Annotated in this window: 16 protein-coding genes, 1 other RNA gene and 2 pseudogenes; 2 read left to right on the top strand and 17 right to left on the bottom strand. The window is 61.7% G+C overall.

Features of this window, described 5'->3' with window-relative positions:
* The first annotated feature begins 34 nt into the window (after positions 1 to 34).
* Together JNA92_RS06170 and JNA92_RS06165 are read left to right on the top strand one after the other, a co-directional pair.
* Positions 35 to 8,317 carry an Ig-like domain-containing protein gene (locus JNA92_RS06170; protein ID WP_241803873.1) on the top strand — a complete coding sequence of 2,761 codons (8,283 nt, stop codon included), beginning with the start codon at positions 35 to 37 and terminating at the stop codon, positions 8,315 to 8,317.
* A 63-nt stretch (positions 8,318 to 8,380) separates the two neighbouring features.
* Positions 8,381 to 9,877 carry a TolC family protein gene (locus JNA92_RS06165; RefSeq protein WP_241804119.1) on the top strand — a complete coding sequence of 499 codons (1,497 nt, stop codon included), beginning with the start codon at positions 8,381 to 8,383 and terminating at the stop codon, positions 9,875 to 9,877.
* Here the strand turns inward: JNA92_RS06165 and cysC are convergent.
* The 17 genes and pseudogenes from cysC to JNA92_RS06085 form a co-directional block, all read right to left on the bottom strand.
* Complete coding sequence (gene cysC / locus JNA92_RS06160; RefSeq protein ID WP_241803872.1) at positions 9,861 to 10,436, bottom strand: adenylyl-sulfate kinase; 576 nt, start codon at positions 10,434 to 10,436, stop codon at positions 9,861 to 9,863. The genes JNA92_RS06165 and cysC overlap by 17 nt on opposite strands.
* A 301-nt stretch (positions 10,437 to 10,737) precedes the next feature.
* Positions 10,738 to 11,940, bottom strand: coding sequence for a hypothetical protein (locus JNA92_RS06155; RefSeq protein ID WP_241803871.1), 1,203 nt, complete (start codon positions 11,938 to 11,940; stop codon positions 10,738 to 10,740).
* 60 nt (positions 11,941 to 12,000) lie between these two features.
* Positions 12,001 to 12,136: pseudogene (locus JNA92_RS26025) on the bottom strand (WYL domain-containing protein); the annotation flags it as partial.
* 5 nt (positions 12,137 to 12,141) lie between these two features.
* Positions 12,142 to 12,379 (bottom strand): annotated as a pseudogene (locus JNA92_RS06150) (hypothetical protein).
* Between the two features lie 588 nt (positions 12,380 to 12,967).
* Positions 12,968 to 14,836: a DNA/RNA helicase domain-containing protein gene (locus JNA92_RS06145; RefSeq protein WP_241803870.1), complete on the bottom strand. Its 1,869-nt coding sequence runs from the start codon at positions 14,834 to 14,836 to the stop codon at positions 12,968 to 12,970.
* Between the two features lie 24 nt (positions 14,837 to 14,860).
* A complete protein-coding gene (locus JNA92_RS06140; RefSeq protein WP_241803869.1) occupies positions 14,861 to 15,244 on the bottom strand; it encodes a nucleotide pyrophosphohydrolase in 384 nt (127 codons plus the stop codon).
* A gap of 625 nt (positions 15,245 to 15,869) precedes the next feature.
* A complete protein-coding gene (locus JNA92_RS06135) occupies positions 15,870 to 16,136 on the bottom strand; it encodes a DUF3077 domain-containing protein (RefSeq protein WP_012312623.1) in 267 nt (88 codons plus the stop codon).
* 114 nt (positions 16,137 to 16,250) lie between these two features.
* Positions 16,251 to 16,493: a hypothetical protein gene (locus JNA92_RS06130; RefSeq protein WP_012312624.1), complete on the bottom strand. Its 243-nt coding sequence runs from the start codon at positions 16,491 to 16,493 to the stop codon at positions 16,251 to 16,253.
* Between the two features lie 392 nt (positions 16,494 to 16,885).
* Positions 16,886 to 17,277, bottom strand: a transfer-messenger RNA (tmRNA) gene (ssrA, locus tag JNA92_RS06125).
* 99 nt (positions 17,278 to 17,376) lie between these two features.
* A complete protein-coding gene (locus tag JNA92_RS06120) occupies positions 17,377 to 17,670 on the bottom strand; it encodes a hypothetical protein (protein ID WP_241803868.1) in 294 nt (97 codons plus the stop codon).
* A gap of 150 nt (positions 17,671 to 17,820) precedes the next feature.
* A complete protein-coding gene (locus JNA92_RS06115) occupies positions 17,821 to 18,069 on the bottom strand; it encodes a DUF3077 domain-containing protein (protein ID WP_241803867.1) in 249 nt (82 codons plus the stop codon).
* A 4-nt stretch (positions 18,070 to 18,073) separates the two neighbouring features.
* A complete protein-coding gene (locus tag JNA92_RS06110; RefSeq protein WP_241803866.1) occupies positions 18,074 to 18,343 on the bottom strand; it encodes a hypothetical protein in 270 nt (89 codons plus the stop codon).
* Between the two features lie 390 nt (positions 18,344 to 18,733).
* On the bottom strand, positions 18,734 to 18,982 hold the full coding sequence (locus tag JNA92_RS06105) for a DUF3077 domain-containing protein (RefSeq protein WP_012312626.1): 249 nt from the start codon (positions 18,980 to 18,982) through the stop codon (positions 18,734 to 18,736).
* Between the two features lie 4 nt (positions 18,983 to 18,986).
* The gene (locus JNA92_RS06100; RefSeq protein ID WP_241803865.1) at positions 18,987 to 19,256 is read right to left on the bottom strand and encodes a hypothetical protein; all 270 of its coding nucleotides are present in this window, start codon (positions 19,254 to 19,256) and stop codon (positions 18,987 to 18,989) included.
* A gap of 456 nt (positions 19,257 to 19,712) precedes the next feature.
* Positions 19,713 to 22,523, bottom strand: a complete 2,811-nt coding sequence (locus JNA92_RS06095; RefSeq protein ID WP_241803864.1) for an FAD-binding and (Fe-S)-binding domain-containing protein — start codon at positions 22,521 to 22,523, stop codon at positions 19,713 to 19,715.
* Between the two features lie 74 nt (positions 22,524 to 22,597).
* Positions 22,598 to 23,743 (bottom strand): FMN-dependent L-lactate dehydrogenase LldD, encoded by a 1,146-nt coding sequence (gene lldD / locus JNA92_RS06090; RefSeq protein WP_241803863.1) that lies wholly within the window; start codon positions 23,741 to 23,743, stop codon positions 22,598 to 22,600.
* Positions 23,744 to 23,806: 63 nt separating this feature from the next.
* Positions 23,807 to 25,477 carry a lactate permease LctP family transporter gene (locus tag JNA92_RS06085; protein WP_241803862.1) on the bottom strand — a complete coding sequence of 557 codons (1,671 nt, stop codon included), beginning with the start codon at positions 25,475 to 25,477 and terminating at the stop codon, positions 23,807 to 23,809.
* Positions 25,478 to 25,563: the final 86 nt, after the last annotated feature.

Raw genomic sequence — 25,563 nt, 5'->3', positions numbered from 1 at the left:
GGATCAACCAGCCCAAGGGCTGAATGAGGTCGGCATGGCATTCTGGAAGCGAAACAAGAAGAACCAAAACCCCAGCGTTTCCATGAGCCGGCCGAGCCTGATTCAGGCCTTGGAACCCCGCATGATGTTCGATGCTTCGGTGGCCGTGGTCGCCGACCAGGGCGCCCAGGCCGCAGAGGCAGCCACTGCCACGGCCACCAGCAAGGACACCGCCACCGCCAGCGATACGGCCAGCACAAAGGACAGCGCCAGCCATGAAAGCGCGCAGCAGGCCGCACCCGCTACGGCGCCGGCTACCCTGGCCGCCGAGCGCTACGAAGTGGTGTTCGTCGACTCCGCCGTCAGTGATTACCAAAAGCTCATCGCCGGCCTGCCCGCCGGGGTCGAGGTGGTGGTGCTGGAGAACGGCAAGGACGGTTTCAAGCAGATCGCTGATTACCTCGACGGCCGTACCGATGTCACGTCCATCGACATCATCAGCCACGGCGACAGCGGCTATGTGTACCTGGCCGGCAACGCCATCTGGGCCAACCAGCTGGCCAGCCATCAGGCCGACCTGGCGCGCATCGGCGCCAGCCTGGCCGAGGGTGGCGACATCCGCTTTTTCGCCTGCAACACCGGCCAGGGCAGTGATGGCCAGCTGTTCGTTGATGAAGTGGCAAGGCTGAGCGGCGCCGATGTAGGCGCGTCTGCCGACTCGACCGGCAACCGCGCCGGCGAGGACTGGGAACTGGAAACCGTCTCCGGCGTGGTCGCTACGGGCGTTGGCGTGCAACGTGGTGACCTGACGGCGTTCAATACGTCGCTGGCGACCATCACGGTAACCGACACCAATGCCTCGTCCGTTCAGGCCAACGGCTTGGTCTCGCTGGCCGAAGCGATCCAGGCCGCCAACACCGACGCCTCGGTGGACGGCTCTGCCGCTGGCAGTGGCAGCGACATCATCGTGTTCCATCAATCGCTGAGTGGCCAGACCATCCGCTGGTCCACCGCTTCGGCCTTGCTGGTCACCAGCAACATCACCATCAACGGTGATGTGGATGGCGACGGCCGAGGCGACATCATCCTCAGTGGCGACGTCAACAACAACGGTGTGCGTGATGCCACCGAGGCGTCGGGGCTGCAGAGCAACAGCGGCGGCGTGCTGACGGTGCGCAACCTTGATTTTCGTGACTTCTCGGGCAACCTCACCGGTGGCGCGATCCGTGCCAACAGTGGTTCGATCACCATTGAAGATTCTAATTTCCAGAACAACGCCGGTGCAGTGATTAACTCGGCGACAACCGTCGGCTCCACGGTAGTGGTGCGCAACACCACCATTCATGACAACAGCGGCAGTATTGTCGGGGGCACCGCGATGTCATCGCTGGTGCGCTTGGGTGGCGCCAACAACCATGTGTTGGAAAACGTGGCCATCTACAACAACACCGGCACCTACGCTGCGACCGGCACCATCGCCGGGGGGGCAGTGATCGTCCTGAACAACGCGGGTGGCTCGGTCAACATCGTCAACAGCACCATTGCCAATAACGTATTTCTGAATACCAGTACCGGAAGCATCACCTCCGCGGGCCTTGGCTGGGTCAATGGCCAGGGCGGCACTATCACGGTGCAGAACTCCATCCTCACCGGCAACACCGTCAACGGTGCTGCGGCCGATGCCGTCACCGGCAGCGGCTACACCAGCATCACCAACCTGATCGGCACCACGGTCAACTTCGTCAATGCTGCCGGGGGTGATTACCGCCTGGCCTCCACGGCCAGCAATGCCATTGACCAAGGCACCAGCAGCGGTGCGCCGGCCACCGACCTGCGCGGTTTCGAGCGGCCTCGCGGTGGCGGTGTGGATATCGGTGCCTACGAGGTACTGTATTCGGCACCACCGGTGGTCGATCTGGACACCGGTACTGGCGGCAACGACAGCACGGTCAACTTTACCGGCACCGCAGTGGCGATCGTGCCGAACATCTCCCTCACCCAGACTGACGGCGACACCCAGGTGAGCGGGGCCTCCCTGTCGCTGAGCGGTGTGGCCGATGGCGCCAACGAAACCTTGTCGCTCAGCGCAGCGCAGATCGCCACGGCTGCCGGGTTCGGCATCACTGTCAGCGGCTCGGGCAGCGCCGTGCTGACCCTCAGCGGTGTCGCCACCCTGGCCCAGTACCGGGCAGTGCTGGCATCGGTGGCCTATGGCAACGCGGCGGCGGCCTATACCACGGGCACCCGCACCGTGACCGTCAGCGTCAACGATGACATGGGCAGCACCACGCGTACCGCTTCGGTGGCCGTGCTGCCGCAGAACAGCGCCCCGGTGATCGGTAACCTCAATGGCGACAGCGCGGTATTCACCCAAGGCAACGGCGCGATACTGCTCGACGCGGGTAGCAATGCCACGGTCAGCGACAGCGACTCGGCTGATTTTGGCGGTGGCAACCTTACCGCTTCGATCAGCGCCAACGGCGTAGCCGGCGAAGACACCCTGGGTATCCGCAGCGTGGGTACCGGCGCCGGGCAGATCAGCCTCAGTGGCAATACCGTGAGTTACGGCGGCGTGGCCATCGGCACCGTGGCCGGCGGCACAGGCGGCGCCAGCCTGGTGGTGACCTTCAACGCCAATGCCACCGCCGCGGCGGTACAGGCGCTGGTGCGCAGTATCACGTATGACAACGGCAATGCCGGCAATGGCATCGGCCAGGCCAGCCGGGCGGTTTCGCTAACCGTCAGCGACGGCGATGGCGCTACCTCCGGTACCGCCACGGTGCAGGTAACTGTCCGCGAGACAGTGCCGCCCACCGCTACCATCAGCCTCAGTGACACCGCACTGAGAGTCGGTGACACAGCGACCGTGACCTTCACCTTCAGCGAAGCCGTGACGGGTTTCAGCAATGCTGACCTCACGGTGGTGGGCGGTACCCTGTCGGCAGTGAGCAGCAGTGATGGTGGCCTCACCTGGACGGCTACCTTCACCCCGAGCACCAACATCACCGTCGCCAGTGCGGCGATCACCCTGAACAATACCGGCGTCGCTGACCTGGCGGGCAATGCTGGCAGTGGCACCACCGTGTCGCCGAGCTACAGCATCGATACCCAGCGCCCTACCGCCACCATCGTCGTCGCAGACAATGCCTTGCGCGCGGGCGAAACCAGCCTGGTGACCATCACCTTCAGCGAGGCGGTAAGCGGCTTCACCGCTGCTGACCTGAGCGTGGCCAACGGCACTGTGAGCACGCTCAGCAGCAGTGATGGCGGCATCACCTGGACAGCGACTTTCACGCCGACCAGCAACGTAACCGATGCCACCAACCTCATTACCCTGGACAACACCGGGGTCACTGACAGTGCTGGCAACGCTGGCACCGGCACCACCAACTCGAACAACTACAGCGTCGATACCCAACGCCCGGTAGCGACAATCGTGGTCGCCGACACTGCCTTGAGCATTGGCGAAACCAGCCTGGTGACCATCACCTTCAGCGAGGCGGTGAGCGGCTTCAGCAATGCCGACCTGACCGTGGCCAACGGCACCCTGAGTGCGGTGAGCAGCAGCGATGGCGGCATCACCTGGACCGCCACCTTCACGCCCACCAGCAATGTCACCGACGCCACTAACCTGATCAGCCTGGATAACACCGGCGTGACCGACGCTGCCGGCAACACCGGTACCGGCACCACCGACTCCAATAATTACGCGATCGACACCGTGCGGCCGGTCGCGGCCATCGTGGTCGCCGACAGCAACCTGGCCATTGGCGAAACCAGCACCGTCACCATCACTTTCAACGAACCCGTCACCGGCCTGACCCTGGCCGACTTCACGGTACAGAACGGCACGCTCAGCGGCCTGAGCACCAGCGACAACATCACCTGGACCGCCATCTTCACGCCCGCTGCCAATGTCACCGATGCCAGCAACCTGATCACCTTGGACAATACCGGCGTGGTCGACACGGCTGGCAACGCCGGCACCGGCAGTACCGGCTCGAACAACTACGCCATCGACACCCAGCGGCCAACTGCAGCCATCGTGATGGCCGACACCACGCTGACCGTGGGTGAAAGCACCACGGTGACCATCACCTTCAGCGAAGCGGTGTCCGGCTTGACCCTGGCCGACCTGTCGGCGCCGAACGGCACCCTGAGCGGGCTGACCAGCAGCGACGGCGGCATCACCTGGACGGCCATCTTCACGCCGTCGATCAACGTGCAGGACGCCACCAATGTCATCACCCTGGCCAACAACGGCGTGACCGACCTGGCCGGCAATGCTGGCAGCGGCACCACCGACTCGAGCAACTACGCGGTCAGCACCCTGCAACCCACGGCGACGATCGTGGTCAGCGATTCGGCCCTGCGTATCGGTGAGACCAGCCTGGTCACCATCACCTTCAGTGAGGCGGTAGTCGACTTCACCCCTGCTGACCTGACCGTGGCCAACGGCACCCTGAGCGGGCTCTCCAGCAGCGACGGCGGGATCACCTGGACCGCCACCTTCACGCCCGCCAGCAATGTCACCGATACCTCCAACCTGATCACCCTCGACAACAGCGGTGTGGTGGGCCAGAGCAGTGGCAACGCGGGCTTCGGCACCACCGATTCGAACAACTACGCCATCGACACCCAGCGCCCGACCGCAACCATTGTGGTGGCCGAAAGCCAACTGGCGATTGGCGAGACGTCGCTGGTGACCTTCACCTTCAGCGAGGCGGTGGTCGGCTTCACCAATGCCGACCTGACCGTGAGCAACGGCACCCTGAGCGCGGTTGCCAGTTCAGACGGCGGCATCACCTGGACCGCCCTCTTCACGCCCACCAGCAATGTCACCGACGCCAGCAACCTGATCACCCTGGACAACACCGGCGTGGCGGACCTGGCGGGCAACGCCGGCACCGGCAGCACCGACTCGAACAATTACGCCATCGACAGCCTGCGCCCGACCGCCACCATCGTGGTCGCCGACAGCAACCTGACCCTCGGCGAAACCAGCCAGGTGACCATCACCTTCAGCGAAGCGGTGACGGGCTTCACCAATGCCGACCTGACGGTTGCCAATGGCAGCTTGACCGCGGTTTCCAGTACCGACGGCGGCATCACCTGGACAGCCACCTTCACCCCGGCCGTGGGTGTGCGGGACGCCACCAATGTCATCACCCTGGCCAACACAGGCATCGCCGACCTGGCCGGCAACCTTGGCACCGGCACCACTTCTTCGAGCAACTACTCGGTCGACACCATCGTCCCTACCGCCACCATCGTGGTGGCCGACACTGCCTTGAGCATTGGCGAAACCAGCCTGGTGACCATCACCTTCAGCGAGGCGGTGAGCGGCTTCAGCAATGCCGACCTGACCGTGGCCAACGGTACCCTGAGTGCGGTGAGCAGCAGCGATGGCGGCGTCACCTGGACCGCCACCTTCACCCCCACCAGCAATGTCACCGACGCCAGCAACCTGATCAGCCTGGACAATACCGGCGTGGCCGGCCAGAGCGGCAACGCCGGTGTCGGCACCACCGATTCGAACAACTACGCCATCGACACCCAGCGCCCGACAGCCACCATCGTGGTGGCCGACAGCCAACTGGCGATTGGCGAGACGTCGCTGGTGACCATCACCTTCAGCGAGCCGGTGGTCGGCTTCAGCTTGGCCGACCTGAGCGTGGCCAACGGTACCCTCAGCGGGCTCGCCAGCAGCGACGGTGGCCTGACCTGGACGGCGACCTTGACACCCTCATCCGGCATCAGCGACACCAGCAACCTGATCACCCTGGACAACACCGGCGTGGCGGACCTGGCGGGCAACGCAGGGGCCGGCAGCACCGACTCGAACAATTACGCCATCGACAGCCTGCGCCCGACCGCCACCATCGTGGTCGCCGACAGCAACCTGACCGCGGGCGAAACCAGCCAGGTGACCATCATCTTCAGCGAAGCGGTGACAGGCTTCACCAATGCCGACCTGACGGTTGCCAATGGCACCTTGAGCGCGGTTTCCAGCACCGACGGCGGCATCACCTGGACAGCCACCTTCACCCCGGCCGTGGGTGTACGGGACGCCACCAATGTCATCACCCTGGCCAACACGGGCATCGCCGACCTGGCCGGCAACCTTGGCAGCGGCACCACGTCCTCAGGCAACTACGCGGTCGACACCATTGTGCCCACCGCCACCATCGTGGTGGCCGACAATGCGTTGCGGGCGGGCGAGTCCAGCCTGGTGACCATCACGTTCAGCGAAGCGGTCAGCGGGTTTACCTTGGCTGACATGAGCGCGGCCAATGGCGTGCTGAGCAACCTGAGCAGCCAGGACGGTGGCATCACTTGGACCGCGACCCTGACACCGACCAGCAATGTCGAAGACACCAGCAACCTCGTGTCTCTGGACAACAGCGGGGTAGTTGCCACGGCCTCTGGCAACGCCGGTGTGGGCAGCAGTATTTCCAACAACTACGCCATCGACACCCGCGTCCCCAGCGTGACCAGTGTCGGTGGGCCGGCCGGCGTTTCCTACAACGCCGGCGACGCGCTGGTGTTCGTGGTCAATGCCAGTGAAGCCGTGCAGGTGGCCGGTTCGCCACGCCTGGTGCTGGACGTTGGCGGGCGCACGGTGTTCGCCGAATTGATAGCCGGTGCTGGCACGCCGACCCTGGTGTTCCAGTACATCGTCCAGGCCGGCGACAATGACAGCGATGGCATCCGCGTGACCGGCCTGTCGGCCAACGGCGCCACCCTGAGCGATGCCCAGGGTAATGCCATGAACCTGGCCTTGAATGGCATCGCCGACACGAGCGCGGTGCTGGTCGATACACAGGCACCGGCAGCTGTCGGCATCGTCACCCTCGACCCATCCCCGAGCAACGCCCAGAGCGTTCGCTTCACCGTCACCTTCAGCGAACGCGTCAACGGCGTTGACCTGGCCGACTTCAGCCTGGTCGCCAGCGGTACCGCCAGCGCGACGCTCAGCGGCCTGCGGCAGATAAGCGATGGTGTGTACGAGATCACCGCCAGCGGTGTCAGCGGCAGCGGTACCCTGGGCTTGAACTTGAAGGCTGCAGGCACCGCCATCAGCGATGTGGCCGGCAACGTGCTCACGGGCGGCCTGACCGGCGCGGTGTACACCGTCGACCATGACGCCCCCACGGTGACTAGCGTCAGCGTGCCGGTGGGCGTGCATTACAACACCGGCGATACCCTGACCTTCGTGGTGGATACCAGCGAAGCGGTGATTGTCGACGGCGCACCGCAGCTGGCACTGGATGTGGGCGGGCGTACGGTGTACGCCGATTTCGTCGCAGGCTCCGGCACGCCGACGCTGGTGTTCCAGTACCGCATCCAGGCTGGCGACAACGATGCCGACGGCATCCAGGTTGTGGGGCTGGCCGCCAATGGCGCGACCTTGCACGACGCTGCCGGCAATGCCTTGCAGCCAGGGCTGGGGACGGTTGGCGACAGCACGGGCGTCATCGTCGATACCCGCTTGCCGAGCGTCGAGTCGATCGTGCCGATGCCTGCCAATGGCAGCGGTAGCCAGGGCTTTATCGTGACCTTCAGTGAAGCGGTTCGCGGTGTCGATTTGAGCGACTTCCAACTGGTAGCGAGCGGCAACGCCAGCGGCACCCTGCAATCACTGGTGCAGATCGACAGCCGCACCTGGCAGGTGAATGCCGTGGGGGTTGCCGGCAGCGGCAGCCTGGCCTTGGCCTTGAACAACAGCGGCACGGGTATCAGTGACATGGCGGGCAACGGGCTGGAGGGCGGTTTCGTCGGCCAGGGCAGTGCGCTGCAGAGCACGGGCGCTGACACGCAGTTCCTGGCCTACCCGGCCGCGCCGCCAAGCCTCGCCGGCCAGCCACTGCCCCTGCCCGGCACAGCTGCGCCAGCGTTCTCGGCGTTCCAGTCACCTCTGCTGCCAGTACCGTTGTTCGAAGTGCCGAGTGTTGGCGGTGGGCTGCCGCCGCTAGGCAGCATCTTTATCCGCGAGGGTGCCCTGGCGCCCAGCTACCTTGCCCAGGTGTTCGCAGGGCAGCAGGGCGGCTCCGCCATCGGCAACGGCAGCGGCAGCGGTTTCCTCGGCTTTGGCGGTGGAGATGCCAGCGTGTTCGGCGCCAGCAGCCTGGCCAATATTTTCGACAAGACGCTGCCGGACGACGGCGGCCAGTATGAGCTCAGTGGCGGCAACCCGTGGCGCCAGGGCGGCGAGGACCAGGCCGGTGCGCCGACGCTGGGGCAGCAGTTGCAAGCTTTCAAGGAGGGCGAGCAGCGCCAGGTCAGGGAGCTGGCGCTGGCGCTCGGACAGATCAAGGCACCCATGCCCGAGGCGTGAGCCAGAGCCATGGCGGATAACAACACAATGGATATCAAAAAGCAGTACCAGGGGGCGGTGGGGATGAGCAAGGCATCAAGGATATTTGCGATCAGCATGTTGGCACTGGCGGTGACAGGTTGTGCCGTGAAGACTCAGCCGATCGAGCGCAGCGTCAGCGAACAGCGCGCGCGTGACGACCTGGCCAGCATGTTCAAGGGCCAGGAGGCACTGCAAGGTCCGCTGACCCTGCACCAGGCAATGGCCCGCGCGGTCAAGTACAACCTGGAAGCACGGCTGAAGGTGATGGAAGAAGCCCTGGCCCAGCGCCAGGTCGACCTGGCCACGTTCGACATGCTGCCACGCATGGCGATGTCGGCAGGCTATGCCGGGCGCAGCAACACCAGCGCCGCCAGCAGCCGCAGCGTGCTGACCAACACCCAGTCGCTGGAACCCTCCACCTCCCAGGACCGCGACCGCGACGTGGCGGACCTGACCATGGTGTGGAACGTGCTGGACTTCGGCGTCAGCTATGTCAGCGCCAAACAGCAGGGCGACCAGCGCCTGATCGTGCAGGAACGCCGGCGCAAGGTGGTGCAGACCATCATCCAGGACGTGCGCTCGGCCTACTGGCGGGCGGTGGCTGCCGAGCGCCTGCTCAAGCAGATCGACGCCTTGATGGTGCGGGTGGACCAGGCACGTGACAACAGCCAGCGCATGGGCGAACAGCGCATCGGCGACCAGATCCAGGCCCTCAACTACCAGCGCTCGCTGATCGAAGCCACCCGCCAGCTGGAGGAACAGCGCCGCGCCCTGTCGCTGGCCAAGACCGAGCTCGGCGCGCTGATCAACCTGCCGCCGGGCACCGACCTGACCTTGGCCGCCAGCGACGACTACAGCGTGCCCGAACTCAAGGTCGGGCTGGACAGCCTTGAGCAGCAAGCCCTGGCCTCACGCCCGGAACTGCGCGAGCAGGACTACCAGGCACGCATCAGCGCCGCCGAGGTGCGCAAGTCGATGCTGCGCATGTTGCCGGGCCTGGAGTTCTCCGCTGGCGGCCATTACGACAGCAACAGCTTCCTGACCAACCAGCACTGGGCCGACTACGGCGTGAAGGTCACCTGGAACCTGTTCAACGTGTTGTCCGGCCCAGCGTCGATCGATGTGGCCAAGGCAGGTGAGCAGGTGGTCGAGGCACGCCGCCAAGCCATGTCGATGGCCATCCTGGCCCAGCTGTACGTGGCCAACGCCAACTACAGCGAAGCACGTCGCCAGTTCGCCACCAGCCAGCAGATGGTCGCCCTCGATCAACAGATCGTCGAACAGCTGCGTAACCGCCATCAGGCCCAAGGCATTGGCGAGCTGGAACTGATCCAGGGTGAGCTCAACGCCTTGCAGGCAGACCTGCGCCGCGACCTGGCCTACGCCGAGCTGCGCAACAGCTACGGCCAGCTGTTCGCCAGCGCCGGCCTTGACCCGCTGCCGGCAACCCTGCCGTCCGACAAACTGTCCGACATCGCCCAGGCGCTGGGCAACAGCGAGGCCCGCTGGCAGCGAGGCGAGATCACGCCGGGGTCGTGAGCCCTTGGGGGGCCAGGACCTGCTCAAGGACATAATCCAGCAGCAGGTCCTGCGCCCTTTGCAGTGTGGTGCCAGCGGTATCCAATACCAGCTCGGGGTGCTGCGGCGCTTCATAGGGGGCATCGATGCCTGTGAAACCCTTGAGCTCGCCAGCCCGTGCCCGGCGGTACAGGCCCTTGGGGTCGCGCGCTTCGCAGGTGGCCAGGTCTGCTTTGACATGCACTTCATGGAACCCGGTTTTGCACGCCCGGCGCGCCGCTGCGCGGTCGGCGCGGTAGGGGGAAATGAGCGCGGTGATGCAGATTAGGCCGGCATCGGCGAATAGTGCGGCTACCTCGGCGGTACGGCGGTTGTTTTCATGGCGGTCAGCGGGGGAGAAGCCAAGGTCGGCGTTTAGGCTGTGGCGCAGGGCGTCGCCGTCGAGAACGTAGGAGGGGTGGCCTAATTGGTTTAGGCGTAGGGCCAGGGCGTTTGCCAGGGAGGATTTGCCTGCGCCGGAGAGGCCGGTTAGCCAGATTACTGCGCCGGGGTGGTGGGGGGCGCTTCCTGCGTTGGGCACGGATGGTTCTCCTATGGGGAGGGCGGGGGTGGGGGCTTGGATGGTTAGGATAGCTGGGGATGGGGAGTGGGAATACGCCAAATGCTGAGGCTCGAACACAAACATGGATCGCGGGTAATCCAAAAAGACGTGCGTCGGCGTTTAACTTTAATCATTTGGGCCGGGGTAGTTTGAAAAGAATCGGTATTTACTACCTAATATTTTCTGGATCAGCCAGGTGGGAATACCATTGCGGAAGCTAATAGATTAACAGTTCCGGTATTCAATCAACACCGGAACATGGGTAGACATGCGGGCAGGATCAATTCGGTTTGGCTACCGTCGCGTCATCCTTGCTTAATACCGGAGCGGCTACATGCACCTTCGCCTCGGACAACGCAATACAGCGGTATGCGTAGCTGCCGATCTCTTTTAAAGCGATATTTCGGTAGCTAGCGGGACAGATCAACAACGTATCGCCGAAGCGGAACTGACGAAACGCCCTGACGCTGTACAAACCATTCGGCCCCTCGTAGCTCTCCAGTTGCCACGGGGCGCTATTGAATACCTCCTTCGGATAATCCTTTTCGTTCAACACATAACTCAGCTCGGTATTGTCCCTGATTTTGATCAGATTGGCGGCGGAATAGACCCACAGGTCCAAGAGGGCCGGCAACAATATGGTATTGACGAAGATGCACCCGAGCAGCACCTTTGCAGCTCGGCCGATGCGCTTCATCGCATCGCCGTTTGTCGTATAAAAGACGAGGACTGGCGCTAGGTAGAGGCACATTATCAATAAGCAGAGAGCGATAGCCCCGACTGCCTCTTCGTCGCTCTCTCCCCCTCGCCACGTCATGATGGCTAGCTGGGCGGGCATGACTCCACTCACCGAAGTAAACGCTAGCAGCGTACCTAGCCAGCCAACGAGGGATGTGTAATAGAGTTTGCGATGCCAGGATTTGCGGGGAGGATGCGGCAGCTCCAGTACTTTGTTGCGCAGGGGCGCGTCGAGGAGAAGCAGAACTATCACGGCGCAAGTGGCAGCGATTACGACGATAGGGAAGAAGTAGCCTGGGGCTATGGTGTAACCAAACAGGGCCCCCAGTAGGTTGAGCGATAGCAGCAGGTAGCCCACGCCTACGATGAGGCCAAAGCGAAAGGCGAGCCTCTTTTCAAGCGCTCTGTCAACGCTGCACACAGACATGCTCAACGTGAAGACCAAAGATGGCACCGATACGATAAGCAGCAGCGACGCGAGTATCAGCAGGCTGAAGAATAACCAGGCGACGAGGTTGGAGGGGTTACCTAACGAACTCAGGATTAACTCGGGGTGGTGGATTACCCAGAGGTATTTTGTAAGGAGTGAGATTGAAATAAGCGTTGAAACTACCGGCAGCCACCATTTGATATCGGCGAGGAGTTTAAATAGTGCTTGCCGGGGGCTGCTGGAGGCGGAAGGGTCGGGCGCTGACGCGGGGGATTGGCTTTGCGGGATGGTTGTGGGGGGAGATACGGCTGTCATGAGCGAGCTTTCTTCCTTGAGTGCAGTTTCGTGGTTACGCGATGCAACGAGCGCGTTGAATCAATCATAGAGCCAAGGTTCCAGCATGTTCAAGTTGGCGATCACGACCTGCTGCGCTTCTGGCTTATGGTCCAGGTGCTTAGGGTCGATCTGATAGCGTTGCAGCATACTTGACCAACGCTTGCCGGCTCGGGATACGGGTCAGTGCAGCGTTTGCGGATCAGCGGGTTTCTGGATTTGGATCAACGCCGCTTCGAGCAATCTAAGTGGCGTCTCGAGCTCGTGTATTGAGGTCATGATTAATAACAATACAGGTGACTGGGGTTGCATCAGCATTGCCTGCTGGGCGACGACTTCGGCGCACAAGGCGTAGTCAGCGGTCATCAGTGTCTTCCAGGGAATGGAGGAGGTGGGGTGGGTCGGGGACCATTTTCAGCATGGTTGAGGCCACAACCCTTTGTTTTCAAACAGAAGGGTGGCAGCTGTACCTGGGTTGACAGACCGGTGAACAGACCAAAACCGGCGCACGCGAGGTGCCCCAGGCACAGCTGCCAAAGCGGCGAAGCCATGTGGTTAGTTCAGGGCGACCTGTCAAAGCCGATCGTTGCTTGGCAACGACAAACCGACACTAGTGCCTTGCCTGGAACACCACAATGGCTGGGAGTATCTTTGGGAAATGCCCTACACGAAAGGGGTTACATCTGATTTTGACCGTGACAGCGTGTTTCGAATTGGCAGATAGCAGGCACAATAAAAGACGCTCGGGCGGCGTGCCCTTCTTTCGGATTTGGTGGGCCGATGTAATCTGAAACCAGTCGGTATCTATCTGTTTTGGCTAGTAAATAATTGTTTGGTCAACTTGCTTGGAATACCAGTTGGAACGCTGCATGGCCTGGATTCCGATGGACGGTGCTTTTTGAGAACCGCCCCCAAAACCGAATCGGGGCCGAATCTATCAAGCAATGCTCGAGTTGTAGATTGTTGCCCCTGCGCTCGCAGGTACAGGGGCTCCTAGCAAACGATACCGTCAATGATTGCTGTGTTGGCTAAGCCGACTCTCGAAGTATTGCGCCGTCTCTTTGTCGGTGCAGTACAGATAGCAACCCTTCATCCCGCGAGTCATCAGGGTTCGGTACGTATTTTTGATGATGAGGTCTGTTTCACTTTTCGCGAGGGTAGGTTGCTCTTTCATCATTTTTTTCCAGCCACGAATCGACTTATCGTGCTTGTCGCGCTCCTCCGGGGATGTCACTACCTGACCGTCACGTACGACTAGGTCTGGCCCGATGATGACCCCGATGTAGTCGACTTCCAAACCTTGGCAGGTATGAATGCAGCCAACCTGCTCGATGGAGTTCTCAGCGATAATCCACAGGCTGCCATCCTGATCCAGGTTCCATTGGCGTTTGTAGTCACCAATGACGATATCGGCGGCGGCGGAGTCTTTCTTGCTCAACCAAGGCCAGCAATAGCCCGCGACCACACGAGCTTTGTTTCCGTGGTTTTTCTCGCTGATTGCTTCATGCATCGCCTGAGGTGAGTCGAACACCTTAAATTCGTACTCTTGGGTTTCAAGCGTTGGATTTGCCGTCGATCGAATGCCTAGCGTGTCATCCAGCCATGCCAGGTAACCGTCAGAACCACTGCAGCGAAACTGCGAAGACAACACATATTCTTCAACCATAGCGCCCTTGGCTTTTGCAAAGGCGCGTATCGCCTGCTTGCTGCCGATATCGCTCAAGGTTACTCGCTGGTCTTCATCAATCAAGAAAATGGAGCATTTCGCTGAGTCAATCAGCTCCTTGATCTGGTTTTCCCCAAGGTTTCCATAAAGCCCGCTTTTCTCATTCAGCCGATGAGCTTCGTCCACGATAAGCGCATCGAATGTGTTCGGCTCAGTGTCGATGAATGCCCCAGAGCCTGAAAAGAAATTTGAGAAATGGCTGCGCTTGATGGTGCCAACCAGTTTGCTTTCGTAGACCTTGCGTGGGGCAGCATTCTTGGAGACGTATCTGCTCATCAGCTTCAACTCGGTAAGCTTCACCAGCAGATTGATAGCCAGGACAGTCTTCCCGGTGCCCGGTCCACCTTCGATGATCATCACCTTGGGTGCTTGGTCCGAGGCCTCGCTTGCCGCCGCGAGCGCCGACTCAAAAATTGCTTTCTGATCGTCAATCAATACGAACTCGGGTTTGCCTTTCATCAACCCCGCCAGGGCTTCGGCTAGCGCCTTGGACGGGCGAATTTTTCCTTCGGACAGCTCGTAAAGAATCTCTTTGTTGTCACCATGACTTATATGCTTCTTCAGAAAGGTTCTGAGTTTACTGAGCTCTTCCGGGCCTTTCAGAAACAGCGGAGCCTTGCTGATGTGGGGCTCGTAGTGATCTGAGTCTATGACGCCGTCGCTGACGTAGTTATGGAGGTAGGCGCACGGGCGGATTTCGATGCTTTTGTCGTACACCGCCTCGTTGAAGCCTTCCAGCAGCGCTGCATAGGACCATACCTGATAGGACGGGTGAATGGTCTCAACTAGGCCGCCACCCAATGCCGTTTTGACGATGGCATCCTTGGTTGTGGCGTTGGCCTTACTCCATTGCTTCAGCTCGATCAGCACGGCCTTTTTTGCCTGGTTTTCGTCGCGACCGGTGAGCAGAAAGTCGATTCGCTTCGACGACTGCGGAATGTGCAACTCAATGGCCAGGCCTGCATCGCTCGGGAGCCCCTCATCTCTAAGGACCTTGGCCATGTACGTCAGGGACCCTTGCCACGACCGGATTTCCGAGGAGCCTACGTTCTTGCCGGTAGCGTCCTTGTAATGCCTGAGGATCACCTCCTCAATGTCATCGTTATCATTGTCTTTAAGAAATTGCTGTTTGGTCGCAGCGTAAACGATCACGGGTTGTCCTTAGGTACGTGTTGGTCAGAGTCGGTCGTACTTTTTGCTGCTGCTTCTGGCTTTATCCACGGGGTACTTCTGGCCATTCGAGGCGAGTTTCCGTGTCACCGCCTCGTTGAGGTCAACGCCGAGTACGCTGCTCAGGCGAACCAGGTACATCAGCACGTCCGCCAGTTCGTCTTTGACGGCTTGGCCAATTTCGGGATCTGTTGCGGCGGCTATCGAGTCGGCATCGCTCATCCATTGGAAAATCTCGCACAGCTCGCCTACCTCTCCGGTGAGAGCAAGGATGAGATTTTTGGGAGAGTGGAACTGCTGCCAGTCGCGATCATCTGCGAAACGCTGGAGCGATGCGGCGAGCTTCGTTGTGTCAACCAGTGGCGTGGATGATCTGTCTGAGTCACTCACGGGACTATCTCTTGGGTATCAGCGAGGGGCCGAAGGCATGTAGGAAGTCAGGTTTAGCATTGTAAGGCCTTTCGCTTTTTACGCAGGCTCTTTGTTTTTCTCTCGCTCACTGCCCGCCAGCGAACTGCTTGCCTGCATCCGTTATGTCATTTGAAAAGCGCATGAGTCGCCTTAAGCGATTTTCCAGTGCCTAGCGACAGCCTGCGCCGTTTCAGGCCTGGCAATTGTCATGAGGGGGATTGCCGCAAAGGATTGTGCGATCAGGACCAAGGCAGTGTTAAAAGCGCCCATCTCTTTCCACAGAGAGACGGACGCAGTTGGCGTAATAGCTGGCCTAGCGAGGGGGTTGCTGCAGGGCAGCGCTGTACTGTTTAGCGGGCGCATGATGGCCATTGGGTTTGAGAGCATCCAACCCCGAGGAGGTCACCAAGTGTGCTATCGAATACTGATCGCTCTTGGAAGAACCACCGTATGGAGTAGGTTTGGTCTTGTCGACTTTGACCACTTTGGTACCACCATTGGGAGCGCTTGTATCGGTCCGTTACTGGTAGTGGAAAACATGTAGGCCAACTTGAACAAACTAGCTTCTACCACGGGAGCGCGCTTGGCCGGCTCAGGGTTGCATTCAAGTCTTCATCATGCCCAATTCGGCATCATCGAGCAGAGCTTTTGCCAGGGCGCAGAGGTAGTGCGATGCCCAGAGCAACTGCGGTTTGTCTTCCATCAGCCCGTCAATACTCAGGTCGCGCGCATAGCCCATCAGTTCCGAGGCCTGCTCGCGGGCGGCCTGGCATGGGATGCCGGCTTCGATGCGGAAAAGGGCGTGGGTCTGGTTTTCGCCTTGGAAGAAGGTGGTTTTGCCGACGGTGAATTTGGTTTCTTCGGTGGTCACTGTTTGATCTCCCTGAAGTCGTAGTTGCCTGGCCTGGCCCTATCGCCGGCAAGCCGGGCGCCTACCAGTGCATCGCTGTGCGGCAGAGCCAGGCCAGACAGGTCATGATGCGGGTCAGTGCAGCGTTTGCGGATCAGCGGGTTTCTGGATCTGGATCAGCGCCGCTTCGAGCAATTTGCGTAGCGTCTCGAGCTCGTGCATTGAGGTCATGATCAATAACGATACAGGTGACTTGGGCTGCATCAGCATTGCCTGCTGGGCGACGACTTCGGCGCACAGGGCGTAGTCGGCGGCCATCATCAGCGTGTCTTCCAGGGAGTGGAGGAGGTGGGGTGGATCGGGGACTATCTTCAACATGATTGCTTCCATTTCAGGGCCGTCACCGTCTGCTGTCAAACAGAGGGTGGCAGCTGTACGCGGGTTGACAGACCGGCGGAAACAACAAGTTCCGGCGCACGCAAGCGTGCCCGCACGTACAGCCGCCATAACGACGAGCCGTTTTGTTGTTTACCGTCGCGACCTGTCAAAGTCATGCCGTTGATGTGCAACGACGCACCGAGACTAAGACCCTGAAAAAGCGTCCGCAACGGAAAACAGGGTTGGAGAGTATCTTTGGGAAATGGACTACGGGAAAGGGGATAAATCTGACTTTTTCGCTGCATTTCGAAACGATCTGTAACGTCAAGCAGGTGTAATCAGTTAATTCAGGCACAAAAAAAGACGCCCGAGGGCGTCTTCTTTTTAGGATTTGGTGGAGCCGGGGGGATTTGAACCCCCGTCCGCCAGTACTCCGCTGTCGGTACTACATGCTTAGCCGTGTCTATTGAGTTAATCCGCAGCCGCCCGACGGGCAGGGTGCTTTGGACGAGTTGGGTAAGTTTTAGTCGCTTTGCCCCCAACGTGCTACACGACGATCCTGTTCTGTATGACAATCATTTCGGGTTTACAGGCATCCCCTGATGATTGCTGGAGCCGAAGCTACCAGGAGAGCGGGCTCAGCTGCTTACGCAGCGAGAGCGTAACCCTCGTAGTTTTCGTCATTGGCAACTATAGAAAGTTGCAACAGTGGATTTACGAGTTCTGTTACCAACTCGGCATGCACCTAGAGTTTCGCTACCGGCGTCGAATCCTAATCGGCCCCACACTCAGCTCTAGCTGACGTACCTTTCGGCACGTGCCGCTGAGTATACGCCTTTGCGCGGGCGGCGTCGACAACGGCTTCTTGCCGCCCGCTCAAAGCTTAGCTACCGCTGCCACCGGCCGTGCCGCTGCCCTTGTCGGTTTTCTCCAGGCGCTGCAGCACTTTGGTGGAAATGGCGATGCATTCTTTGGTGTCGCCCGCTGCCTGCGCGGCCTTGGCCTTGTCGACGTGTTCGGTAACGGCCTTGTCCAGGCCTTCGGAAGTGGCGCCAGCGGTGGCCATGGCATCATCGATTTTCTGCAGGTTGAGGGTGCAGAGGTCGTCAGCAGCGAACACCGGTGAAGCCAGGAGGGTAGCGGCCGCGAAGAGGGCCGAAAGCGCGGTACCTTTCATGGGTGTCTCCTTGAAGGCCTCTGGGAGGTGGGCCTGTAAGGATGGACTGCTGGGGTTTGCCGAGGGTTCAATCGGTGTGCTGGCTTGGCGACATGATGGTGTGTGGCGGGGTGTTTCCGCTGAATGGGCCGCGGAGCGGCCCGGGTGGCATCAGTGGGATTTGTTCAGGCCAAGCTCGATGTCGTCGATCAAGGCCTTGGCCATTTCGCTCAGGATGCGCGCTGCGCTGCCGGCCTTGCGGTCGTTTTCCATTTCGGCTTCGGTGGTGAGGTGGCGGATGCAGCCGAGCAGTACTGAGAGCTGGCTGAAGGCGTGCTCGAAAGGCACGCCCGGTTGCAGGCGAAACAGGTCGAATGTTTCCCTGCCGGCGGTGGTGACATCTTTCAATGCGTCATTCATTGAATCACCTCGGCCTTTGCGCGTTGTAGAGGCCAGTCAAGGCATGCTCGATCAGGGCTCTGGATGTTTCGCAGGCGTGCTCGGCGTTGCTGAGCATGCACAGGCCCGGTTCACCGGCGTGGGTGCGGCAGTGTTCGTCGATGGTTTCGGCGACGCCGCGCAGCAGTTCGCTGGCGTGGGCCAGGGCGTCTGGAGGGGGCATGTCGGTGTGGATGGAGAAATACGGGTTGGTGAGGAGTTTGGAGCGGGGTGGGTCGGGTACGATTTTTTTCATGGTGCAGATCCCAGTTTGATTACTCAACAGGCGCTGCTACACGATCCTTTCTCACGGGATTGGGTGGCAGCCATGCGTGGGGTGAGAAACCGGTAAACATGGGAAATCCGGCCAGACCGAGGTCTGCCCACGCAGGGCCGCCATTACGAGGCTGCTGTCATGTTTACGGGGTTCTCACACCCTGTCGTTCGAAAACGACCCAGGGAAGTTAGCCCCGATGGTTGTGAGCCACAACGGCGAAACGGCAGCGGCGGTCGTAGGATAAATCCCAAAGCGTTTAATCCAGAAGCATTTGGTTGCAGGTTAGGAAATGTCTTACGGGTGGAGGGCTTAGGTGAGGGCTGTGCCCTCGATCGCCGGCAATTGGGCCGCGGAGCGGCCCGGGTGGCATCAGTGAGATTTGTTCAGCCCAAGCTCGATGTCGTCGATCAGTGCCTTGGCCATTTCGCTCAGGATGCGCGCCGCGCTGCCGGCCTTGCGGTCGTTTTCCATCTCGGCTTCGGTGGTGAGGTGGCGGATGCAGCCGAGCAGTACTGATAACTGGCTGAAGGCGTGTTCGAAAGGCACGCCCGGTTGCAGGCGAAACAGGTCGAAGGTTTCCCTGCCGGCGGTGGTGACATTTTTCAATGCGTCATTCATTGAATCACCTCGGCCTTTGCGCGTTGTAGAGGCCAGTCAAGGCGTGCTCGATCAGGGCTCTGGACGTCTCGCAGGCGTGCTCGGCGTTGCTGAGCATGCACAGGCCCGGTTCGCCGGCGTGGGTGCGGCAATGTTCGTCGATGGTTTCGGCGATGCCGCGCAGCAGTTCGCTGGCGTGGGCCAGGGCGTCTGGAGGGGGCATGTCGGTGTGGATGGAGAAGTATGGGTTGGTGAGGAGTTTGGAGCGAGGTGGGTCGGGTACGATTTTTTTCATGGTGCAGATCCGATCGTGGCTGGATTTGAGCTGCCCTTCGTCTTCCTCTCACAGAATAGGGTGGCAGCCGAACGCGGGGTGAGAGACCGGCAAAGATCGGCACAAGCCAGCCAGGCCGAAGCCTGCCCGCGTTGCGGCTGCCATAGCAGTACTGCCGAAATTTGCGGGCTCTCACACCCAAATCGTCAAAGATGACGACCCAGGGAAGTTAGCCCTGATGGTTGTGAGCAACAACAGCGAAACGGCAGCGGCGGTCGTAGGATAAATCCCAAAGCATTTAATCCAGAAGCATTTGGTTGCAGGTTAGGAAATGTCTTACGGGTGGAGGGCTTGGGCGAGGGCTGCGCCCTCGATCGCCGGCAAGCCGGCTCCCACCTGGATCGCGCCGGCTTTTAGAGGTTGAGCAAGACAGTTGCTACAACCGGGGTGGGGTTTGCCGGCGAATCAGCGGGCAGGTCAGAGGGTGCGGGGGCGGGTGACGCGGTCTACCAGGTAGACCAGCCCGTGGTAATCGATACCGCTGTGGCTGGACAGCCCGATCTCGCAGGTTCGGCTGGTGGAAATCCCTTCGCTGCAATGCTGCACCGCGTCCTTCAGGCTGCGCAGTGAGTGGGCATTCAGCTCGGGTGTGGTAAAGCCTTTGTCACCGGCAAAACCGCAACAGTGAATCCCTTCCGGGATCACCACCTGCGTGCTGCAGCGCCGTGCCAGGTCGATCAGAGCCTGGCTTTCACCCAGTTGCTGGGTGCTGCAGGTCACGTGCACGGCCACCGGCTCGTCCTGTGGGGTGAACTCCAGCTTGTCCAGCAGGTGTGTGCGGATGAAGCGCACTGGGTCGTACAGGTCCAGGCGGGTGTCGCCCAGGTCCTGTACCAGGCGCAGGGTGCAGGGGCTGGTGTCACAGTAGATAGGGTCCAGGCCGCCGCGGCTGGCGTGCAGCAGTGCGTTGATCAGCTCTTGGCGCTTGTGCTCCGCTTGCTCGGGGTAACCTTTGGAGGCGAACGGCTGGCCGCAGCACAGGCTGTCGGCGTTGCCGGGGAACACCACCTGGTAACCGGCCTTCTCCAGCAGGGCGCGGGTTTTGTCCAGCAGTGAACTTTGCTCGCGGTCGGCATAGGCCGGGCCCATCACCCGCGACACGCACGCCGCCAGGTACACCACCCGTGGCCGGGCATCGTTGCTCGCTGGGCCAAAACTTACGCTGCGCAGCGGTTGCGGCATGGCGGGGGACCATTGCGGCAGGCGGCCTTTGCTGGCTTTGCTCAACGAGGCGCTCAGGCGGCCCAGACGCGGGGCGCCGAGCAGCTTGCGGGCAGTGTTGGCGGCGGTCAGGGTCAGGCGGGCGCCGGCCAAGGTGGTGTGGAAGTGTTCGGCCAGCCAGTCGGCGGCCTTGGCATGCTCGGCGGCCTGGCTGCGCAACTTCTTCACCAGCTCGCCGGTGTTGATGCCCACCGGGCAGCGCTGGGCGCACAGGCCGGTGGCGGCGCAGGTGTCGATGCCTTGGTACTGGTACGTCTGCAGCAGGGCGCGGGTATCGATGCCGGCGCGTTTTTTCGCCTGAATGTCACGCCACATGACGATGCGCTGGCGTGGGCTGAGGGTCAGGCCTTTGGATGGGCAGACCGGTTCGCAGAAGCCGCACTCGATGCATTTGTCGACGATCTCGTCGGCGGCTGGCAGCGGCTTGAGGTTTTTCAGGTGGATGTCCGGGTCTTCGCTCAACACCACATCGGGGTTGAGAATGCCGTTGGGGTCGAGCAGGCGTTTGAGCGTCCACATCAGCTGATAGGCGTCATGCCCCCACTCCAGCTCCACGAACGGCGCCATGTTGCGGCCGGTGCCGTGCTCGGCCTTGAGCGAGCCGCCGAATTCCACGGCCACCAGTTGCGCCACGTCATCCATGAAGGCCTGGTAGCGCGCCACTTCCTGCGCGCTGTTGAAGCCCTGGGTGAAGACAAAGTGCAGGTTGCCCTCCAGCGCATGGCCGAAGATGATCGCTTCGTCATAGTGGTGCTTGTCGAACAGCTGGATCAGGCGGTTGACGCCTTCGGCCAGTTGCTCGACGGGGAAGGTGACGTCTTCGATGATCACCGTGGTGCCGGTCTGGCGCACGGCGCCGACGGCGGGGAAGGTGTCTTTGCGGATCTTCCACAGCTGGTTGTACACCGCTGGGTCTTCGCTGAAGTCGACTTGCTGTTCCAGCGGGTATTCGGCGATGGAGGCCATGATCCGTTGCAGTTGTTCGTGCAGCAGGCTCTGGCTGGCGGCGCGGGACTCGATCAACAGCGCGCAGGCATTGTTCGACAGGCCTTTTACCCACAGCGGCATGCCCGGCATGTTCTGCACCGAACGCAGGCTGCGGCGGTCGAGCAGCTCCACGGCGGACACTGGCTGGCGCTTGAGCACGGTCACCGCGCGGCAGCAGCTTTCTACGCTGGGGAACACCAGCAGCGCGCTGGCCTTGTGCGGGTGATCGGGCACGGTGTCGTAGGTGACGGCGCTGATGAAGCCCAGCGTGCCTTCAGACCCAACCAGCAAATGCTGGAGGATATCCAGCGGCTCGTCGTAGTCCACCAGGGCGTTGAGCGACAGGCCGGTGGTGTTCTTCAGCCGGTATTTGTGCCGGATGCGGTCTGCCAGCTCGGTGTTGGCGCGGGTTTCGCGGCCAAGCCGGGCCAGCGCGTCGAGCAGTTCGGCGTGGCTGCTTTCAAAGGCGGCAACGCTGGCCGGGTCTTCGCTGTCCAGGCGCGTGCCGTCTGCCAGCACCAGGCGCAGGCCGGCCAGGGTGTGGTAGGTGTTTTGCGCGGTGCCGCAGCACATGCCGCTGGCGTTGTTGGCAACGATACCGCCGATCTTGCAGGCATTGATCGAGGCCGGGTCCGGGCCGATCTTGCGCCCGTAAGGGGCCAGCCAGGCGTTGGCCTGGGCACCGATGACGCCGGGTTGCAGGCGGATCTGTTCGCCCTGGCCGCGGATCTCTTTGCTGCCCCAGTTATCGCCGAGCACGATCAGCACCGAGTCACTGATGGCCTGGCCGGACAGGCTGGTGCCCGCGGCGCGGAAGGTTACCGGCACGCGCTCGCGCTGGGCCAGCTGCAGCAGCCCGACCACTTCGTCTTCCGACTCCACACGCACCACCAGCTTGGGGATCAGGCGGTAGAAACTGGCGTCGGTGCCAAAGGCCAGGGTGGACGTAGGGTCGTCGAAACGGCGGTCGGCGGGTATCAGGCGCTCGGCATCACGCAGGAAGGCGGCGGGCAGGCTCATGCTATCTCCTCACAGGGCCACGGCGTCTGGCGCGCCGCGTGCCCCGGTCATACAGGCGGTGTTTGTGCAGGCGCTCAAGCGCCCAGTTCGCGTACCAGCGAGTCGCGGCTGATATCGCTGATCGACTTGGCGCCCGTGAGTACCATGGCCACGCGCATTTCCTTTTCGAACAGTTCGAGCAGGTTCTTCACCCCGGCCTGGCCGTGCACGGCAAGGGCCCAGAGGAAGGCGCGGCCGATCAGCACGGTGTCTGCACCCAGTGCGATCATGCGCACCACATCCAGGCCACTGCGGATGCCGGAGTCGGCGAGGATCTTCAGGTCGCCTTTGACGGCGTCGGCAATCGCCGGCAACGCACGGGCGCTGGACTGCACGCCGTCGAGTTGGCGGCCGCCGTGGTTGGAGACGACGATGCCGTCGGCCCCGAACTTGACCGCGTCACGTGCGTCGTCGGCGTCGAGGATGCCTTTGATGATCATCGGGCCGTCCCAGAACTCGCGGATCCATTCCAGGTCCTTCCAGGAAATGGACGGGTCGAAGTTGTTACCCAGCCAGCCGATGTAGTCGGCAAGGCCGGTGGGGTTGCCGCGGTATTTAGAGATGTTGCCCAGGTCGTGCGGGCGGCCCATCACGCCAACGTCCCAGGCCCATTCGGGGTGGGTCATGGCCTGCAACACGCGGCGCATGGGCCCGTTGGCGCCGCTCATGCCGGAGTGGGCATCACGGTAGCGGGCACCTGGCACCGGCATGTCGACGGTGAATACCAGGGTCTTGACCCCGGCAGCCTTGGCCCGCTCCAGCGCGTTGCGCATGAAGCCGCGGTCTTTGAGCACATACAGCTGGAACCACATCGGCCGGTCGATCGCCGGCGCCACTTCCTCGATCGGGCAGACCGACACGGTAGACATGGTGAACGGGATGCCGTGGGCGGCTGCCGCGCGGGCTGCCTGCACTTCGCCGCGGCGGGCGTACATACCGGTGAGGCCGACCGGGGCCAGGGCCACGGGCATGCTCAGGGTTTCGTCGAACAGCCGGGTTTCCAGGCTCAGTTCGGACATGTTCTTGAGCACCCGCTGGCGCAAGGCGATGCCGGCAAGGTCCGAGACGTTGTGGCGCAGCGTGTGCTCGGCGTACGCGCCGCCGTCGGCATAGTGGAAGAGGAAGGGGGGCAGCTTGCGTTGGGCCGCGGCGCGATAGTCGGTGGAGGCGGAAATGATCATGGATTCTCGCAGCGTGGGTTGAAGGAGACGCCGGGCGCTCGCTGGCGCCCGGCCCCTTTCACTTTAGTGATGAACCAGCATGCCGGTCAGCCAGTAGGCCTGGACCAGGGTGATCAGGCCGACGATGGTGGCGAAGAACAGGCTGTGCTTGACGGTGAAGCGGAACAGGTCGGACTCCTTGCCAACCAGGCCGGTGGCTGCGCAGGCCACGGCGATCGACTGCGGCGAGATCATCTTGCCGGTCACGCCGCCGCTGGTGTTGGCCGCTACCAGCAGGGTGTCGTTGACGCCGATCTGGTGGGCGGTGGTGGCCTGCAGCGAACCGAACAGGGCGTTGGACGAGGTGTCCGAGCCGGTGAGGAACACACCCAGCCAGCCCAGGAACGGCGAGAAGAACGGGAACGCAGCGCCAGTGCCGGCCAGGACCAGGGCCATGGTCGAAGACATGCCCGAATAGTTGGTGACGAAGGCGAAGGCCAGGACCATGCCGATGGAAAGGATTGGCCAGCGCAGTTCCCAGAAGGTCTCTTTGAAAGTGGTAAGACCAGTTTTGAAGTTGATCTTCAGCACGGCCATGGAGATCAGTGCCGACAGGAAGATCGCTGTGCCGGTGGCGGAGATCGGGTCGAGCTTGAACACCGCTGGCATGGCGGTCGGCGCGGCGACGATCGGCGCGGTCTTGATCACCAGTTGGTCGAGGTGCGGGATGGCGAAGTTGAACACGAAGTTGTACATCGCTCCGCCTGGGGCGAATGCTGCCTTGAACGGCTTCAGGGTCCAGAGGGTGACCAGTACGGTGAGGATCAGGAACGGCGACCAGGCCTTGAAGATTTCTCCAAAACTGTAAGGGCTCGGCTGGCTGCCGCCGCTGCTGACCACGGCGGCGCCGACGCTGCCTTTGGCTTCGGCGAACGAGCGCTTGGGTTGCCAGACTTTCAGGAACAGGGTCAGGGCTACGAGGCTGGCCAGGGCCGAGGTGATGTCTGGCAGTTCGGGGCCGATGAAGTTGGAGGTGAAGTACTGGGTGACGGCGAAGCTCAGGCCGGCCACCAGGGCTGCAGGCCAGGTTTCTTTGACGCCGCGCAGGCCGTCCATCATGAACACCAGCCAGAACGGCACGAACAACGACAGCAGCGGCAGCTGGCGGCCGGTCATGGCGCCGATGTGGAAGGCGTCGATGCCGGTCACCTGGCCGGCGACGATGATCGGGATGCCCAGGGCGCCAAACGCCACTGGGGCGGTGTTGGCGATCAGGCACAGGCCGGCTGCGTACAGCGGGTTGAAGCCCAGGCCCACCAGCAGGGCGGCAGTGATTGCCACGGGGGCGCCGAAGCCGGCCGCGCCTTCGAGGAAGGCCCCGAAGCAGAAGCCGATCAGCAGCACCTGCAGGCGCTGGTCGTCGGTGATCGACAGTACCGAGCTGCGGATGACCTCGAACTGGCCGCTCTTGACGGTGAGCTTGTACAGGAACACCGCGGCAACGATGATCCAGGCGATTGGCCAGAGGCCGTAGAGGAAGCCATAGCCTGCGGCAGCGAGGGCCATGTCGACCGGCATCTGGAAGGCGAAGATCGCTACCAGCATGGCTAATCCCAGGGTGATGCTGCCGGCGACGTGGCCTTTGAGGCGGAACACGGCGAGGGCCAGGAAGAAGAACACGATGGGTATGACCGCCGCCAATGCGGACAGGCCAAGGCTACCGAGCGGGGAATAGAGTTGTTGCCAGGTTTGCATATGGGGTGGCCCCTAATTGTTGTTGGTCAGGCACTGGCATTGGATAATTGGTAAGACCAATTTACAATGGCTGGACGCTAGGTTAA

Origin of the sequence: Pseudomonas putida (assembly GCF_022627325.1) — a bacterium.
Taxonomy (GTDB): Bacteria; Pseudomonadota; Gammaproteobacteria; order Pseudomonadales; family Pseudomonadaceae; genus Aquipseudomonas; species Aquipseudomonas putida_X.
The sequence above is the reverse complement of the archived record's forward strand: the minus strand, read 5'-3'. Positions and strand labels throughout refer to the sequence as shown.